Origin of the sequence: Pseudomonas floridensis (genome assembly GCF_002087235.1) — a bacterium.
Lineage (GTDB): Bacteria > Pseudomonadota > Gammaproteobacteria > Pseudomonadales > Pseudomonadaceae > Aquipseudomonas > Aquipseudomonas floridensis.
In genome coordinates this window covers 76,979-94,075 of sequence record NZ_MUIO01000015.1, presented here as the reverse complement: position 1 = coordinate 94,075, position 17,097 = coordinate 76,979, and the positions used below count along the sequence as shown (strand labels likewise).

Sequence of the window (17,097 nt, the reverse complement as noted above, 5' to 3'; positions counted from 1 at the left end):
CTTTTCGCCCACACCTGTAAAACGCTTTGAACCGGGATACCTGATGAACAAGATAATCGTGAGCCTGACCGGCTTGTGGATGCTGGTCGGCTGCGCGCAGTTTTCCGACAGCCGACAGCCTCGGGACTGGGACAGCCAGATCACTCGCGGGCAATTGAGCAATGGCCTGCAATACCGCCTGGTGCGCGAAGCCAGCCAGCCGGGTCGCATCGACATGCGCCTGACTGTCAAGGCTGGCTCAGTGGATGAAGCGGACGATCAGGTGGGCGTCGCACACATGGTCGAGCATCTTAATTTCTACAGCCGTGGTCCGCAGCCGCAGACCATTCGCAGCCTCATGAACCAGTGGGGCTGGACTCAGGGCCGTCACTACAACGCCGTGACCAACTACGACCGCACCCAATACCTGCTCAGTCCGCCGGGTGGCGCGGCACAGGTCGAGCAGGCGTTGCAGGCCCTGTCGATCCTGACCCTGGCGCAGGACTACAGCGCGGACAACCTGGAGCGTGAACGCCTGATCGTCATCGAAGAGTGGCGCGGCGGCCTTGGCGTTGCGCAGCGCATGAACGATCAGCGTACCGCGTCACAGCGCATCGGCTCGCGCTACCCGGCGCATCGCACCATCGGCAACGAAGCCGCGATTCGCTCGGCGCCGCTCACCAGCCTCAAGGATTTTCAGAAACGCTGGTACGTCCCCAACAACATGCTACTGACCGTGGTGGGCGACATTGACCCGACGACGCTACCCGCACGCATCGAGCACTGGTTCGGTCAGGCAAAACCGGGACATCTGCCGGACAAGGACTATCGAGAACTGCCATTGCACCCGACGCTGAAAGTGGTGCGTCTGCAGGACAGCCAGAGCGGCAGCAATCAGGTGAGCCTGCTGTTTCGTCTGCATGAACCGGCCAGCCGTGCGCCGACGCTGGACGGAACCCGGGAGCGCCTGATCGATCGCCTGACCCTGAACGCCTTGCAGGCCCGGTTGCGACGTCAGCCCCGCGAGCCCGGCGTGCGCAGCCTGACGGTGCAGAAGAGCCTGATCGGCGAACGCTCCAGCGTGCTGGGCATTGCGGCAGGTGTGGACGGCCAGTCACATGACGTTGCCTTACGACAGCTGTTGAACGAGATCGAACGCCTGCGCCGTTTCGGCCTGCAAGCGACGGACATGGACAAGGAGCGCGGAGCCATTCGCGCCGTCGCCAGACGAATGCTCGTCGAAGACAAACCCCGTGACTTCGAACAATGGGTTACCGACCTGAACGACGCGACCGCACCCGACAAGGTGCTCTCCAGCAAACGCGAGATCGCCACGCAATACCTCGCAGTGCTGGACACCGTCACGCTCGATGACCTGAACGCCCGGTTCAAGCGCTGGACCGACAACCAGGATCGAGTACTGCAATTGTCAGCTCCGGGCCTGACGGCGCTCGATGTGCCGACGGTCGATGCGGTGCAACGGTTGATGACTCAAGTGCGCGCCAGCGAACTGGCCGCCCCGCAAACTGCGGCATCCAGCGATCAGATCCACACGCAGGATCTGCCCGACGCGCCGGACGCCGGCAGCCCTGGCACCGTCATTGATCGCAAACGGTTTACCGGGCAGAACGTCGAACACTGGCAATTGAGTAATGGCGACACGCTGATCTGGCTCAAGCGCAATGGCGACAACGGCCGACTGGTGATGCAGGCCGACTCGAGCGCAGGCTTCATGACGCCCCGATTGCCTTACTGGCGCAGTCAGATGGCCGCGCAACTGGCTGGACAAAGCGCGCCCGAGGGCTGGAGCGAAGAACAGATTCGTCGCTGGCGCAGTGAGTCGGGCACCAGCCTGTCGCTAAACCAGCAGGCGGATCGGCTGCAGATCGATGTCTCGACGGCGGACGCCAAAAAGGATCTTCCCGCAGCGCAGCGTTTGCAGGCATTGCTGCAAACCTATCGGCTCAGCCAGTCAGTGGTCCGTATCGACGACACAGCGGTTGAACAGGCGCGGGATGAACTGGCGGACAGCCTGTCACGCAAGACACATAACGTTCGCGAGCAGCAGGACCAGGCCTTGCGGGTATTGCAATACGGGCAGGAAGACTGGTTCACGCCGGGCGCCGACGAGGTGGCGCAGGTGCAGCCCGAGCAGTTGAACAGCGACTGGCAACGCCTGAGTCGGGCACCGGCGACCTACTACCTGATGGCCGATGTCGAACCGCAAGTGCTGCAACCGCTGGTCGAACGCGAACTCGCGGCGATCAAGCGTGGTGCGCCGCTGCAGCCAACTGTCAGGGTGCAGCGCGACGGCCGTCATCAACAATCGCTGGCGATCGGCATCGAGCCGCGAGCCTTGTTGAACGTGCTGACCTTCAAACCGCACCCGTGGACGCCCGAGGACGCAGCGCGTATTTCGGCGCTTCAGGACATCGCCAACGCAGCGCTCAAACAGCAACTGCGCGGCGAGGCCTCCGGGGTCTACCGGCTGTCCTTCGACAGCACGCTGAGTCAGCAACACCAGCGTATCGAAAGCCGCCTGAGTTTCAGCAGCGATCCGGCACGCGTCGAAGAATTGTGGCAACTGGCGCGAAAGACACTGGCAACACTGCCGGCCCATGTCAGCGAAAAGGATGCGGCCGCGGCCCGCCGTCACCTTGAACAACAGGAGCGCCTGCGCCGGGACGATCCACAGACTCAACTGCGTCGATTGATTCTCAGCGAGCGGCACTGGGGCGATCCACGCTACCTGACCGAACAGGCCCGGCTGCCCGACGCGCTGACCGTCACTGCCCTCAAGCGCCTGGCGGGCGAATTGTTCAACGCCACGAACCAGGTGCAGCTACGCCTGCTGCCTGCTCCGAAAACCGCGACCGAGGCGTTGGCTGGACAATGAACACCCTCAAAACCTTCTATCGACTGGCCGCGCCCTACTGGCTGGACCGCAGGCAATGGCTGTCCTGGGTGCTGTTGGCCAGCGTCATCGGCCTGGGACTTCTGGTGGTGCAGGTCAACGTGCTGATCAACACCTGGAGCAAGACCTTCTTCGACGCACTGGGCGGGTTCAATACCCAGGCGCTGTACGCGCTGATGGGCGAATACGTGATCTACATCGCCGCCTACGTGGTGATCATGGTGTACCTGGAATGGCTGCGCAAAGCGCTGGTGCTGCGCTGGCGTCGAGCGATGACCGCCAGCACGCTGGAAAACTGGATGCAGGGTCAGGCGTATTACCGACTGGGCCTGACCGGTGAACCGGACAACCCGGACCAGCGGATCGCCGAAGACATTGCGGTCATGGTTGATCGCAGCGTCGAACTGCTGGCTTCGCTGATCATCAACACTGCGCAGGTCGGTGCGTTTGCCGTGGTGCTGTGGAACCTGTCCGGCGTCCTGAATTTTCAGGTCCTCGGTCAGGACGTTACGATTCACGGCTACCTGCTGTGGATTGCCGTCGCCTACACCCTGCTCGGTACCGCCTTCACGCACTTCATCGGTCGCCCGTTGCAACCGCTCAATTACCAGCAGCAGCGCTACGAAGCGGACTTTCGCGCCAGCCTGCTGCGCAAGCGCGACCATGCCGAACAGATTGCGCTGTATCGCGGTGAGGCGGTCGAGCAACGGCAGTTGGGCGAGCGCTTCGAACACATCGCCGGTAACTGGTGGCAGCTGATGAACCGTATGCGCAAGCTGCAGTTCTTCACCGTCAGTTACGACCGGGTCAGCCGGACCATTCCGGTGTTTGCCGCACTCCCCGCCTTTCTCGCCAAGACCATCACGCTGGGCGGCCTGATGCAGATCCGCAATGCTTTCCAGTTGGTGCAAGGCTCACTGAGCTGGTTTATCGATGTGTATCCCCGACTGGCCGCCTGGGCTGCCACGGTCGAGCGGCTGGGCCAGTTTCAACAGGCCATCGAAACCACTCGCGCTCAAGTCTGCGCGCCTGAATTCGGCGCGGTGCTGCGGGTTGAAAACCTGGACATCCACCGCGCCGATGGCAGCCTGTTGCTGGGCCCGCTGAATTTCATCGCCGGGCCCGGCCAGTGGCTGCGGATTGCCGGACGCAGTGGCATCGGCAAGTCAAGCCTGCTGCGCACGCTCCAAGGGTTGTGGCCCTACTACCGTGGCACCTGGCAACTGCCTGGCGGCACCAGCCTGCTGATCCCGCAACAGCCCTATCTGCCCGGCCTGCCGCTGCGGCAATTGCTGGCGTATCCGGCCACCGATTGCCCGGCGGACGAAGTGCTGGTGTCGGTACTGCATCAGGTAGGCCTGCCGCAACTGATCGACAGTCTTGAGCACGAGCGTGAATGGAGCCGTGAATTATCCGGTGGCGAGCAGCAACGCATCGGCCTGGCCCGCGCCTTACTGTGCGCACCGCAGACGCTGTATCTGGATGAAGCGACCAATCAACTGGACGAGCCGAGTGCCTGTCAGGTGCTCGACACTGTCCGCCAGGCGCTGCCGAATACGCTGGTCATCGGTATCAGTCATCAACCCGCCGTCGCCCGGCTGTTCTCGCACACGCTGGACCTTCGATCCCAGACCTGCGCCATCGCGCTTTCCTGAAGCCGGGCGGCGCGGCATATGCCCTGCCACAAGGTATGACGACTTACAAAGCGTCGTACCTCCTTCCCAATCCCCAAACATTCGTTATGCGCAGAGAATATCGCCGTATAAGGGCTGTTTATATCGTATAAAGACGTCATACGACCCTTGACATCGTCCTACAAAAGCGCAAATACTCGCCTCAGTGTTGTATGACGACATACTAGAAGTCATCGAATAACTACAATAATGCTGAAGGCCCTCATGAACATCACATCGGTCAGTGTCGACGTCTTTACCTTCCCCTCCCGACGCGCAGTAGACAGCGCCGGCCACGCCCATCCCGGCGAAGAAAAACCGGTCAAAATGGCCATGCTGCGGATTGCCTGCAACGATGGCAGCGAAGGCTTTTCCTTTGGTCCGCCTGAGTTGATCCGCCCCCACATCATCGAGTCGTTCGTCAAAAAGGTCTTGATCGGCCAGAACCCCATGAACCGCGAAAAGATCTGGCAGGAACTGGCCCACTGGCAACGCGGCAGCGCCAGCCAGCTCACCGATCGTGCGCTGGCTCTGGTGGAACAGGCGCTGTGGGATCTGGCGGGACGCGTTCTGAAACAACCGGTTCACAAACTGCTGGGTGGCTTCCGCGACAAGGTACTGGCCTACGGCTCGACCATGTGCGGCGATGACCTGCCCGGCGGCCTTTCAACCCCGGACGAGTACGGCCAGTTCGCCGAAAAACTGGTGCAGCGCGGTTACAAAGGCATCAAGCTGCACACCTGGATGCCACCGATTTCCTTCGCGCCGGATCCGCGCATGGACGTGCAGGCCTGCGCCGCCGTGCGTGAAGCCGTCGGGCCGGACATCGCCTTGATGCTCGACGGTTATCACTGGTACAGCCGCACCGATGCGCTGTACATCGGACGCGAACTGCAAAAGCTCGACTTCGCCTGGTTCGAAGAACCAATGATGGAAGACTCCGCCGAATCCTACGCCTGGCTGGCAGCGAATCTGGACATTCCAGTGCTCGGCCCGGAGAGCATTGCGGGCAAATACCACAGCCGTGCCAGCTGGGTTACCCATAAATCCTGCGACATCCTGCGTGCCGGCGTGGCTGGTGTCGGCGGGATCGGACCGTGCCTCAAAGTTGCACACCTGGCCGAATCGTTCGGCATGGATTGCGAAGTCCACGGCAACGGCGCCGCCAACCTCGCCGTGGTCGGTGCCATCAGCAACTGTCGCTGGTACGAACGCGGACTGCTGCACCCCTTTCTCGACTACGATGACGTACCGGCCTACCTCAATACACTGGTCGACCCAATGGACAAAGACGGCTTCGTGCACCTTAGCGAGAAACCCGGCCTGGGCGAAGACATCAACTTCAGCTACATCGAGACCCATACGCTGGAGCGCTACTGACCGGCAGCGCAACGAAGGGTGCTCGCAGCGCCCTTCGCTAAAGTAGTTCGACAAACAAGCGTCTTAATAACTATAAAAAAGGACCGCACCCATGAAGCTCTGGCCCAAGCGCCTGACCTGGCTGCTTTGCGTCGCCATGACGGCGACACTCATGCACACCCTGCCCGCCTCGGCGCGAGGCGAAACACCGGTGGATCAACTGGTGGTCGGCATGAGCATGATCAATCTGCTGTCTCTGGACCCGGCCGGCGCCACCGGACTGGAAGTCGCCGAGGTCAACTCCAACGTCTACGACATGCTGCTGGAACAGGATGCAGCGCAGCCCGACCGCTTGATTCCGGCGCTGGCCGAGCGCTGGGAGATCAGCCCCGACCGCATGCGACTGACCTTTCACCTGCGCCCCGGCGTGATTTTTCACTCAGGCAACGCGGTGACCGCTCAGGATGTTGCCTGGTCGCTGCAGCGCGTGGTGACGCTGAACAAGGCGCTGGCCTCGACCTGGAAAGCCTACGGCTACACCAGCAAGAACGTCAGCGAACTCATGCGCGCCGAAGGCCCGTCGACCTTCGTGCTCGAACTGCCCAAAGCCACCGACCCGATGCTGGTGCTCAACACCCTGGCGACTTCGCCAAGCGCTTTCATCATCGACCGCCTTACCGCCCTGCAGCACGCCAAAGGCGATGACCTCGGCGCTGGCTGGCTGACAACCAATACCGCGGGCTCCGGCGCGTTCAAGCTCGACATCTGGCGCGCCAACGACGTGATCCTGATGAGCCGTTTCGATCAGTACTGGCGGGGTCCGGCCAAGATGCGTCGGGTGATCATGCGCAACATGACCGAATCCCAGGCACTGCGGCTGATGGTCGAACGCGGCGATCTGGACGTGGCACGCGGCATGGCCGCCACCGATATCAAGGCCCTTACCCGCTCGGACGAGGTGACGGTACAGACCATTCCGCGCGGTACGATCTACTACGTCGCCCTGAGCATGGAACAGCCGCTGTTCAAGGACATCCGGGTACGTCAGGCGATTCGCTCGCTGATCGACTACCAAGGCATCAACAACGTGGTCATGCCGCACTATGGCCTGATCAATCAGCGCCCGTTGCAACTGGGTCTGGCCGCCCGCCTGGACGATCCCGGTTATGCGCTGAATGTGACGCAAGCCAAGCGTCTGCTGGCCGAGGCCGGGTATCCGGATGGCTTCAGGATCACTATCCGCTCGCTCACCGATTCGCCCTTCATCAACATCGCCACCAGCCTGCAATCCACCCTTGCTCAAGCGGGTATTCAGGCCAACATCATCACCGGCACCGGCAACCAGATCTACGGCGCGATGCGTGACCGACGCTTCGACATTCTGGTCGGTCGTGGCGGTGGCGGAGCCGAACGTCACCCCCACTCGAGCCTGCGCGCCCTGATCTATAACCCGGACAACCGCGAGGAAGCCAGGCTGAGCAACTTCCAGGGCTGGCGCACGTCGTTCTACGACGCCGAGATCAACCAACTGATCGAGCAGGCTGAACGCGAACGAGATGCCGGGCAGCAACTGGCGGACTACCAACGCATCCAGACCCTCTACGACAAGAAGGCCGGACCGATCATGCCGGTGTCGCAGATGACGGATGAGGTGGTGATTCACGCCGACGTGCGTGAGTACCTGGGGCACAGCGCCGCCACCACGCGCCTGCGTGACGTCTACAAGCAACGCTGAACACACGCGTTCAATCGCTCAAGCCAAGGCAGGAATAACCATGTCGAGTGCATCGATTTCATTTTGGAGCAGTCGGGTCGCCCATGGCACCCGTCGCAGCGGATCAGTGGCGGCGACCCTGTTCGGCCTGCTGTTGCTCACTTTCTTCATTGGCCGGGTCATGCCGCTGGACCCGGTGCTGGCCATCGTCGGACCGGACGCAGACGCCGCCGCCTACGCCCAGGCCTATCAGGAACTGGGGCTGGACAAACCACTGACCACCCAGTTCGTCATGTACCTCAAGGACCTGCTGCATGGCGATCTGGGCAAGGCGCTGCTCACCGGGCATCCGGTGATCGAAGACATCGCACGGGTGTTTCCGGCCACGCTGGAACTGGCGACCCTGGCCATCCTGTTCGGCGTGCTGCTCGGTCTGCCGCTGGGCGTGTACGCCGCCACTCATCAGGGCCGCGCCGGCGACCATGTGGCAAGGGTCATCACCCTGTTCGGTTACTCAACCCCGATCTTCTGGCTGGGCATGATGGCCTTCCTGGTGTTCTACGCCTGGCTGGGCTGGGCAGGCGGCGTCGGGCGCATCGGCCTGGCCTACGACGGCCTGATCGAAACCCGCACCGGACTGCTGTTGATCGACACCGCGCTGTCCGGTGACTGGGAGGCGTTTCGCAGTGCACTGCGCCACATCCTGCTGCCAGCGGTGATCCTGAGCTTCAACTCGGTGGCTTATATCAGCCGCATGACCCGCAGCTTCATGCTCGAACAGCTGTCGCAGGAATACATCATCACCGCCCGGGTGAAAGGCCTGTCGCAACGACGCATCATCTGGGGCCATGCGTTCCGCAACATTCGCGTGCAGTTGCTGACCATCGTCGCCCTCGCCTACGGCGGCCTGCTGGAAGGCGCGGTGCTGATCGAAACCGTATTCGCCTGGCCCGGCTTTGGCCAATACCTGACCAGCAGCCTGCTGCTCGGTGACATGAACGCGGTAATGGCCTGCGTCTTGTTGATCGGCCTGATCTTCGTGGTCCTGAACCAGATCAGTGACGCCCTCTACAAAGTCTTCGACCCGAGAACCCGCTGATGACGACTTCCATGACTAGCAGCGCCAAATCGACGTTTCAGGCGCCCACTTCAAGCCTTGCCGCGTTCACCACCAGCAGTGCCCGGCTGATGCGCTTTCTGTTGCGCAACCCGATGACCCTGGCCGGTCTGATCGTGATCGGCACGCTGATGATCGTCGCCCTGTTCGCCCCCTGGATCGCGACCCACGATCCGCTGGCCCAGGACCTGTCCGCCGCACTGCGCAACCCCGGCGCACAGAACTGGTTCGGCACCGACGAGTATGGCCGCGACGTGTTCAGCCGTCTGGTGTACGGCTCGCGCATCACGTTGTACATCGTGATGCTGGTGACCGTCATCGTCGGCCCCATCGGCCTGCTGATCGGCACGGTGTCGGGCTACTTCGGTGGCTGGGTCGACAGCCTGTTCATGCGCATCACCGACATCTTCATCTCGTTCCCCAGCCTAGTGCTGGCACTGGCATTCATCGCAGCCCTCGGCCCGGGCCTCGAGCATGCCGTGATCGCCATCGCCCTCACCGCCTGGCCACCGATTGCACGCCTGGCAAGGGCCGAAACCCTGTCACTGCGCAACGCCGACTTCGTGGTCGCGGTGAAACTGCAAGGTGCGTCGTCGGTGCGGGTCATCGGCCGCCACATCATCCCGATGTGTCTGTCTTCGGTGATCATCCGCCTGACCATGAACATGGCCAGCATCATTCTCACTGCTGCCGCACTGGGCTTCCTGGGGCTGGGCGCACAGGCACCGCTGCCGGAATGGGGCGCGATGATCTCCAGCGGCCGCCGCTACATGCTGGAAAGCTGGTGGCTGGTGGCAGCGCCCGGCGCGACCATCATGCTGGTCAGCCTGGCCTTCAACCTGCTCGGCGATGGCCTGCGCGACGTACTTGATCCACGCAGCGAATGACAACAATAAGGACAACAGCCATGTCACAGATCAAGCTTGCGGTAGAAGATTTGCGGGTCGAGTTTCATAACGCTGGCAAGACCACGGCAGCGGTGCGCGACGTATCGTTTACCCTGGGCCGAGAGAAACTGGCGATCGTTGGCGAGTCCGGCTCGGGGAAGTCCACGGTCGGCCGCAGCCTGCTGCGCCTGCACCCGGCAAGCGCACGCATCACCGCCAAAACCCTGCGCTTCGGTGACGTCAACCTGCTCGAATGCAGCGAAAAACAGATCCAGAGCATCCGTGGGCGGCGCATGTCGATGATCATGCAGGACCCCAAATACTCGCTCAATCCGGTGATCAAGGTGGGCGAACAGATTGCCGAGGCGTACCTGGCGCACCACAAGGTGTCGCGCAAGGAAGCCCGCGAACGCACGCTGGATATGCTCGCCAAAGTGCACATCCGCGAACCGGCGCGGGTTTACGAGTTGTACCCGCACGAGGTGTCGGGTGGCATGGGTCAGCGAATCATGATCGCAATGATGGTGATCACCGATCCGCAAGTGATCATCGCCGACGAGCCCACCTCCGCACTGGACGTCTCGGTGCGCCGCCAGGTGCTCAATGTGCTCGAGGAACTGGTCAGTGAGCGGGACCTGGGGCTGATCTTCATCAGCCACGACCTGAACATGGTGCGGCATTTCTGCGACCGCGTGCTGGTGATGTACGCCGGGCGCGTCGTCGAGTCGCTCAAGGCCGACGAACTGGATCAGGCCTGTCACCCCTACACCCAAGGTCTGCTGGCGGCACTGCCCAGCCTTGATCGCCCGCGCGCCAGCCTGCCGGTTCTGCAGCGCGATCCCCTCTGGCTCACTCACTGAGAACGCTCCCATGGCAATGATTGAAGTCAATTCACTGAACCTGAGCTTCGGCACGGGCACTGCGTTGAATCAGGTGCTGCGCGACGTCAACCTGCAGGTCGAACAGGGCCAGTCGTTCGGGCTGGTCGGCGAATCGGGATCGGGCAAGACCACGGTCCTGCGTTGTCTGGCCGGGCAATATCACCACTGGACCGGCGCCTTGAGCGTGGCGGGCCAGAAGGTCGGCCGCAAGCTCGACGCCAGCCATTACCGCACCGTGCAGATGGTGTTCCAGGATCCCTACGCTTCGCTGCACCCGCGTCACACCATTGACGCGGCCCTCAAAGAACCGCTGAGCATCCACAAGATCGATCAGCGTGACCGACGCGTCTGCGATGTACTGAACCGCGTCGGCCTCAACGAGAGCTTCCGCTTTCGTTACCCGCATCAACTGTCCGGCGGCCAGCGCCAGCGCGTCGCGATTGCCAGAGCCCTGATTCTGGAACCCCGCGTGCTGCTACTGGATGAGCCGACCTCCGCGCTCGACGTCTCGGTGCAGGCCGAAATCCTCAACCTGCTGGCGGACCTGCGCCAGCAGCAGGGCCTGACCTACCTGATGGTGACCCACGATCTGGGCGTGGTCGCGCACCTGTGCGACCGGGTGGCGGTCATGCAACAGGGCCAGGTGGTGGAGACCCTCGACAGCAGCCAACTGAGTAACGATCAGGCGCAGCACGACTATTCGCGACTGCTGATCCAGGCCAGCCGCGACATGGACGTGCGCCCGAGCGGCTGACGCCCGGCGGCCTCGCCCGCCCCGAACCTGACTGACAGCGTGATCCCTGGCCAAAACGGCCATCGGATCCGGCTGCCTGCGATTTGCCCAAAACACCTTTTTTCTCACTCGAACAAGAATAAAAAAATGAAAAAAACAATCGTATTGCTCTCCCTGGCCGCTCTGTTCCCAAGCGCATGGACCCATGCCGACAGCGCGTACATCAACTATCGCCACCAATACGCGGAAAGCACCCGCATGCACGCCGACCGGGTCAAGTTCGGCACGCGCCTGGACAGCGGCTGGGGCTTTGAAGGCGAGCTGAAATACAAGACCGCCGGTGACCGCCAGGACGTGGCGTTCGACAATACCGTCGGCAATGGCCATGAGTTGACGGTCAGTTACCAGCACAAGCTCAATGACAAATGGCTGCTGACGCCCTCCTTCGCCCTGGAAAGCATCGAACGGTCCACGGCCTACAAGATGGGCCTCAAGCTCGGCTACAAAGTTACCGACCAGTTGACGGTTTCAGGCCGCTATCGCTACGACTCGATCAAACTCGACCGCGACAAGGTCAACAAGGACATGCCTGACAACCAGATGAACGACCAGTCGATCAACCGTTACGACGTCTGGGTAAACTACGCCACCAAAGGCCCTTGGTCGTACGAATACCAGTTCACCTACTTTGATGCCGACTACATCCGCTACGACAACGACAAGACCGACTACGAACAGAACGCGGCCTTCAAGTACAAATGGGACAAGAACTGGGTGCCGTTCTTTGAAGTCGGCGACATCAAGGTCAACTCGGAAGACGACAAACGCCAGCTGAGACTGCGTGTCGGGGTGCAGTACAACTTTCTTTGACGCAGAGGGCAGATACGGCGATTTCCGGACAAGCGCCAACCTGTCAGACACTGATCGTGCCGATGCTCCACGTCGGCATGCCGCGCGGCACGCTCTGCGTCCCGGATGGGCTTAATCACGCAGAGCCGTAAGTTTCAATCGCTGTACAGCGCCTGCGTCCTGCGCAAGCGCATGCGACTGCCGTTCAGGTGCAGGTACATCGCCGAGCGGGCGGCATCGACATTGCCTTGCGCGATGGCCGTATAGATTTGCCGATGCTCGGCATTGATACCTGCCAGGTAGGCACTGCGGTCACTCTGCCCGGTGTAGGCCGAATTCATGCGCGTACGCGGAATCAATTTGGTACCCAGATGTTTCATGATATCGATCAGGTAAGCATTGCCCGACGCTTTGGCAATCTTCAGGTGGAATTGAAAGTCGGCATTAATGGTCGTGCCGGATTTCTGCGGGCCTTCCAAGAGCGCATCGAACGCACGCTTGAGTTCGAGCAGGGCCTCGGGACTGCGTCGCTCGGCGGCCAGCCCTGCCGCTTCGACCTCCAGACTCAGACGAAACTCCAGCAGGTTAAGCACATCGGCCACCGTGACAATGGTCGCCGGCCCTACGGAAAAGCCTTCCGGCGGCGGCATGTCGAGCACGAACGTGCCCACGCCATGACGCGTTTCCACCAACCCTGCCGCCTGCATACGCGACAAGGCATCGCGCACCACCGTGCGACTGACGCCTTCGGCTTCCATGATATGGATCTCCGAAGGCAGTTTTTCGCCACGCTGCAGCACACCGTCGCGCATCCGTTGCGCGAAACGGTCAACCAGGGTTTCAGCCAGGCGTCGATGGTTCTTTTGCGAGGAAAGCGCGTTGTCCGACATTGCAGCCTCATTTTTATCGAATACGCGAGTATAGGCTGCGATCCCCGCACAAAACACGCCCTGAGTACGGTTATACTCAGCGCCCCGACACGGACCTGATCAACCCGCCATGGAACCCACCGCATCCCCGAAAGGCCGCCGTTCCAGCCTGACCCAGCAACTGGTTGCCGAGTTCTCGCGCAAGATTCGCGAGGGCGAGATCCAGAGCGGCGAAAAACTGCCTACCGAGCAGGTGATCATCCGCGAAACAGGGGTCAGCCGTACCGTGGTCCGCGAGGCGATGTCGCGTCTGCAGGCCGAGGGTCTGGTCGAGACCCGGCACGGCATCGGCACCTTTGTGGTCGACGCTTCACAGCCCAGGGCGGCAGCCTTGAACGACATGCCGATCGGCACGCCCGGCGACGCCGTGGCGATCATCGAATTGCGTCTGAGCCTGGAACCGGAAGCCGCAGCCCTTGCCGCGCAACGCCGCACACCTGAGCAACTGACTGCCATTCGCCAGGCGCTCGACGAACTGCAGCGCTGCGTGCGGACCGGCCACGACACATTGCAGGCGGATTATGAGTTTCATCGCCGGATTTCGCTGTGTACGGCCAACAGTTTCTTTACCGATGTCATGAATCAGTTGGGCAGCAGCATCCTGCCACGCACCCGCAGCGGTTTCGGCAACATTGCCTCGCTGCAGAGTGAAGACGACCCGGATATCCAGCGACGTGAACAGGAGCAGATCTTTGATGCCATTGCCCATCAGGATCGCGACGCTGCGCGGGCCGCGATGCGCCTGCACCTGATAAACAGCCTGCAGCGCCTGCGCGCAAAGCCATAGCGAGCCCATCCCTTATCGTTTACCATGCCGCCCGTCGGTTTCCGAGAGGAACTAACAGGGAATTCGCACGCGTCGGTCTCACGACGCAAAAACGAAACTGCCCCCGCAACTGTAGGCATCGAGCCTGCTCCATGACTGCCACTGGGTGATGCCCGGGAAGGCCGGAGCCTGGCGATGACGTGCCAGTCAGGAGACCTGCCGACCAGAACAATCACTAACCGGCGGGGTGTCCGGGAAGAACATTCGTGCGCATGATTCCATTGCGCCGCTCTGCCGTTTCCGGCAGGCCGGAATGTGTTTTCCCGCTGTGCATTGCGCCCCGGCACACGTTCGAACGGAGACCGCATTTCATGTCACTGCCCCGCCTTATCGCATTCGCTGCCTGCCTCGGTCTGCCCGCGCTGACCCTTGCCGCACCCACTCACTACCCGCTGACCGTGGAAAACTGTGGCTACTCGCTGACGTTCGACCACGCGCCACACAAGGCGGTGACCATCGGCCAGTCGGGTACGGAAATGCTCTACGAGTTGGGTCTTGGCGACAAACTGGTCGGTACGTCGCTGTGGTTCAATGACGTGTTGCCACGCTTCAAAGAGCAGAACGCCAGGGTCGAGCGCCTCGCCGATAACGAACCCAGCTTCGAAGCGGTGATCGGCAAGCGTCCGGAGCTGGTGGCCGTGCAACTGGAATGGATGGTCGGCAAGCAAGGCGCGGTAGGCACCCGTGAACAGTTTCATGAATTGAAAATCCCGACCTATCTGATGCCGTCAGACTGCGAAGGCAAAGACAATCTGGTCGGCGCCGACGGGACGCGCCTCGAGCCGTTCCGCATCGAAACCATCTACAAGAGCATCGAACAACTGGCGCAGATCTTCGATGTGCAGGATCGTGGCGACAAGCTGGTCGCCGACCTCAAGGCGCGCCTGAACGCAGCAGTAGCCAACGTCAAACAGAACCACGACAAGGACGTTTCGGCAGTGTTCTGGTTCTCCAGTTCAGACCTCGCCGCCGATCCCTACGTCGCGGGGCGCAAAGGCATTCCGGATTTCATGCTCAACAGTCTGGGAATGCGCAACATCGTGCAGTCCGATGAAGAGTGGCCCACCGTCGGCTGGGAGACCATCGCCAAGGCCAACCCAAGCATCGTGGTCATCGCGCGCATGGACCGTCGACGCTTTCCGGCCGACGATTACCGCAAGAAGATCGAGTTTCTCAAGGCTGATCCGGTGACCCGCAACATGGACGCAGTGAAACACGACCGGATCGTGATCATCGATGCCGAAGGCATGCAGGCCAGCCTGCGTCTGTTCACCGGCATCGAGGAGCTTTCCGAGGCTGCCAACCGATTCAACGCCGCACCATGAAACTGCCTGTCGCGCTGGGCCATGTACTCTGGGTTTCGGCCGTGCTGGTTCTGGCGATCATCGTCGGCGCGGCCATTGGCGAAACCTCGATCAGCGTGCAGGTAGTGTTCCAGGTGCTCGCCAACAAACTGTGGGCAGCGGGTTACGTACTCGACCCCATCGACGAGGGCATCGTCTGGAATTACCGGCTGACGCGCGCCATCGTTGCCGCCGCCTGCGGCTCGGGGCTGGCCATCTGCGGCGTGGTGCTGCAATCGTTGCTGCGTAATGCGTTGGCCGATCCGTATTTGCTGGGTATTTCCGCTGGTGCCTCGACCGGCGCGGTGATGGTGGCGATTCTCGGCTTCGGTGCCGGAGCGATTTCCATGTCGGCGGGCGCATTCGTCGGCGCAGTCGTAGCCTTTTCACTGGTCGCCCTGCTCGCCCATTCGTCACGTGGCACGACGGCCGCCGGGCAAATCATTCTGGCCGGAATCGCCGGCTCGCAGTTGTTCAACGCCCTCACCTCGTTTCTGATCACCAAGTCGGCCAGCTCCGAACAGGCACGCGGCATTATGTTCTGGTTGCTCGGCAACCTGAGCGGCGTACGCTGGCACTCGGTATGGCTGGCCGTACCGGCGGCGCTGATCGGGCTGCTGGTCTGCCTCTGGTACCGACGAGCGCTGGACGCCTTCACCTTCGGCAGCGACTCGGCAGCCTCACTGGGCATTCCTGTGCGACGCGTGCAGATGGTGCTGATCGCCACTGCGGCGCTGGTCACTGCAGTAATGGTCTCGATTGTCGGCTCCATCGGTTTTGTCGGTCTGGTGATTCCTCACGCCGTGCGCATGCTGTGCGGGGTACGCCACGCACGGCTGGTGCCACTGAGCGCGCTGAGCGGCGCACTGTTCCTGATCGCTGCCGACGTTCTTTCGCGCACGCTGATCAAGGGTCAGGCGCTGCCCATCGGGGTGATCACCGCCCTGATCGGCGCGCCGGTCTTTGCGTTGATCCTCATTCAGGGGAACAGAACCCGATGAACGCCTTTCACGCCAGTGTCGAAACTTCAGTGCTCAGTTGCAGCGGACTGGGGTACTCGGTCCGGGGCGCAACGCTGTTGCAGGACATAAACCTGAGCATTGCACCCGGAGAGACGCTGGGCATCGTCGGCCCGAACGGTTCCGGCAAATCCACGCTGCTCAAACTGCTGTCCGGCATTTACAAGCCCGGCAGCGGTCAGGTGATGCTCGGTGACCGGCCGCTGGCCACGATGAATCGACGCGACGTCGCCCGTGCACTGGCGGTGGTCGAGCAGCAGGCCGAGACCAGCGACGCGATCACTGTACTGGACGCCGTCGAACTGGGCCGCACGCCCTGGCTGTCGGCGCTGGAACCCTGGAGCGACCAGGACGACCGGATCGTGCGTCAGGCCCTGCAGGACGTGGACATGCTCGCGTTCGCCAAACGTGCCTGGCACACGCTGTCCGGCGGCGAACGGCAACGCGTGCACATTGCCCGTGCGCTGGCGCAGCGACCCGGCATTCTGCTGCTGGACGAACCGACCAACCATCTGGACATTCAGCATCAACTGACCATTCTGGGCCTGGTGAAAGCCCTGCCGGTGACCACTGTCATTGCCCTGCATGACCTGAACCAGGCGCTGGACTGCGACCGGGTCGCGGTGATGGAAAAAGGCCGGATGGTGGCCCTCGGTGCGCCCGCCGATGTGCTGACGCCCGAACGGCTGCTCGATACCTTCGGCGTGATCGCCCGCTGGCTGACCGACCCCTTCGACGGCACGCGGATCCTGCGCCTGCGTTCACGCTGACAGCGCTGCCCGGACGCACCGACAGTCAGTAAATGGCCACGCGACAAACACCACAGGTGCATGGCGCGTCCCATGGCACTACAATGCGCGTTTGCCCGCCGTCG

General features: G+C 62.0%; 14 protein-coding genes and 1 riboswitch. Of the genes, 13 read left to right on the top strand and 1 reads right to left on the bottom strand.

What is annotated here, in order from left to right; translation table 11 throughout:
* Positions 1 to 43 precede the first annotated feature (43 nt).
* The 9 genes from BZK31_RS05405 (at position 44) to BZK31_RS05365 (ending at position 12,127) form a co-directional block, all read left to right on the top strand.
* Positions 44 to 2,875 carry a M16 family metallopeptidase gene (locus tag BZK31_RS05405; RefSeq protein WP_083181767.1) on the top strand — a complete coding sequence of 944 codons (2,832 nt, stop codon included), beginning with the start codon at positions 44 to 46 and terminating at the stop codon, positions 2,873 to 2,875.
* Positions 2,872 to 4,548 (top strand): ABC transporter ATP-binding protein/permease, encoded by a 1,677-nt coding sequence (locus tag BZK31_RS05400; protein ID WP_083181766.1) that lies wholly within the window; start codon positions 2,872 to 2,874, stop codon positions 4,546 to 4,548. Before BZK31_RS05405 ends, BZK31_RS05400 begins: the two co-directional genes overlap by 4 nt.
* Before the next feature lie 243 nt (positions 4,549 to 4,791).
* Complete coding sequence (locus BZK31_RS05395; protein ID WP_167377849.1) at positions 4,792 to 5,946, top strand: mandelate racemase family protein; 1,155 nt, start codon at positions 4,792 to 4,794, stop codon at positions 5,944 to 5,946.
* 91 nt (positions 5,947 to 6,037) lie between these two features.
* Positions 6,038 to 7,660: an ABC transporter substrate-binding protein gene (locus tag BZK31_RS05390; protein WP_083181765.1), complete on the top strand. Its 1,623-nt coding sequence runs from the start codon at positions 6,038 to 6,040 to the stop codon at positions 7,658 to 7,660.
* 40 nt (positions 7,661 to 7,700) lie between these two features.
* A complete protein-coding gene (locus BZK31_RS05385) occupies positions 7,701 to 8,738 on the top strand; it encodes an ABC transporter permease (protein WP_083181764.1) in 1,038 nt (345 codons plus the stop codon).
* Positions 8,738 to 9,643, top strand: a complete 906-nt coding sequence (locus BZK31_RS05380) for an ABC transporter permease (protein ID WP_083181763.1) — start codon at positions 8,738 to 8,740, stop codon at positions 9,641 to 9,643. The genes BZK31_RS05385 and BZK31_RS05380 overlap by 1 nt, the downstream gene beginning before the upstream one ends.
* Before the next feature lie 20 nt (positions 9,644 to 9,663).
* On the top strand, positions 9,664 to 10,503 hold the full coding sequence (locus tag BZK31_RS05375; protein ID WP_083181762.1) for an ABC transporter ATP-binding protein: 840 nt from the start codon (positions 9,664 to 9,666) through the stop codon (positions 10,501 to 10,503).
* 10 nt (positions 10,504 to 10,513) lie between these two features.
* Positions 10,514 to 11,278: an ABC transporter ATP-binding protein gene (locus tag BZK31_RS05370; protein WP_083181761.1), complete on the top strand. Its 765-nt coding sequence runs from the start codon at positions 10,514 to 10,516 to the stop codon at positions 11,276 to 11,278.
* Between the two features lie 126 nt (positions 11,279 to 11,404).
* On the top strand, positions 11,405 to 12,127 hold the full coding sequence (locus BZK31_RS05365; RefSeq protein ID WP_083181760.1) for an oligogalacturonate-specific porin KdgM family protein: 723 nt from the start codon (positions 11,405 to 11,407) through the stop codon (positions 12,125 to 12,127).
* A gap of 134 nt (positions 12,128 to 12,261) precedes the next feature.
* Here the strand turns inward: BZK31_RS05365 and BZK31_RS05360 are convergent, their stop codons facing one another.
* Positions 12,262 to 12,996 carry a FadR/GntR family transcriptional regulator gene (locus BZK31_RS05360; RefSeq protein WP_083181759.1) on the bottom strand — a complete coding sequence of 245 codons (735 nt, stop codon included), beginning with the start codon at positions 12,994 to 12,996 and terminating at the stop codon, positions 12,262 to 12,264.
* Positions 12,997 to 13,105: 109 nt separating this feature from the next.
* Between BZK31_RS05360 and BZK31_RS05355 the strand changes: the two genes are divergently transcribed.
* From BZK31_RS05355 to BZK31_RS05340, 4 genes are all read left to right on the top strand, one after another.
* Positions 13,106 to 13,822 carry a FadR/GntR family transcriptional regulator gene (locus BZK31_RS05355; protein WP_083181758.1) on the top strand — a complete coding sequence of 239 codons (717 nt, stop codon included), beginning with the start codon at positions 13,106 to 13,108 and terminating at the stop codon, positions 13,820 to 13,822.
* An 18-nt stretch (positions 13,823 to 13,840) separates the two neighbouring features.
* Positions 13,841 to 14,039: riboswitch (cobalamin riboswitch) on the top strand.
* 133 nt (positions 14,040 to 14,172) lie between these two features.
* Entirely contained in the window at positions 14,173 to 15,186 is a 1,014-nt protein-coding gene (locus BZK31_RS05350; RefSeq protein WP_083181757.1) for an ABC transporter substrate-binding protein, read from the top strand.
* Positions 15,183 to 16,205, top strand: a complete 1,023-nt coding sequence (locus BZK31_RS05345) for a FecCD family ABC transporter permease (RefSeq protein WP_083181756.1) — start codon at positions 15,183 to 15,185, stop codon at positions 16,203 to 16,205. Before BZK31_RS05350 ends, BZK31_RS05345 begins: the two co-directional genes overlap by 4 nt.
* Positions 16,202 to 16,993, top strand: a complete 792-nt coding sequence (locus tag BZK31_RS05340) for an ABC transporter ATP-binding protein (protein WP_083181755.1) — start codon at positions 16,202 to 16,204, stop codon at positions 16,991 to 16,993. The genes BZK31_RS05345 and BZK31_RS05340 overlap by 4 nt, the downstream gene beginning before the upstream one ends.
* The last annotated feature ends 104 nt before the right edge of the window (positions 16,994 to 17,097 follow it).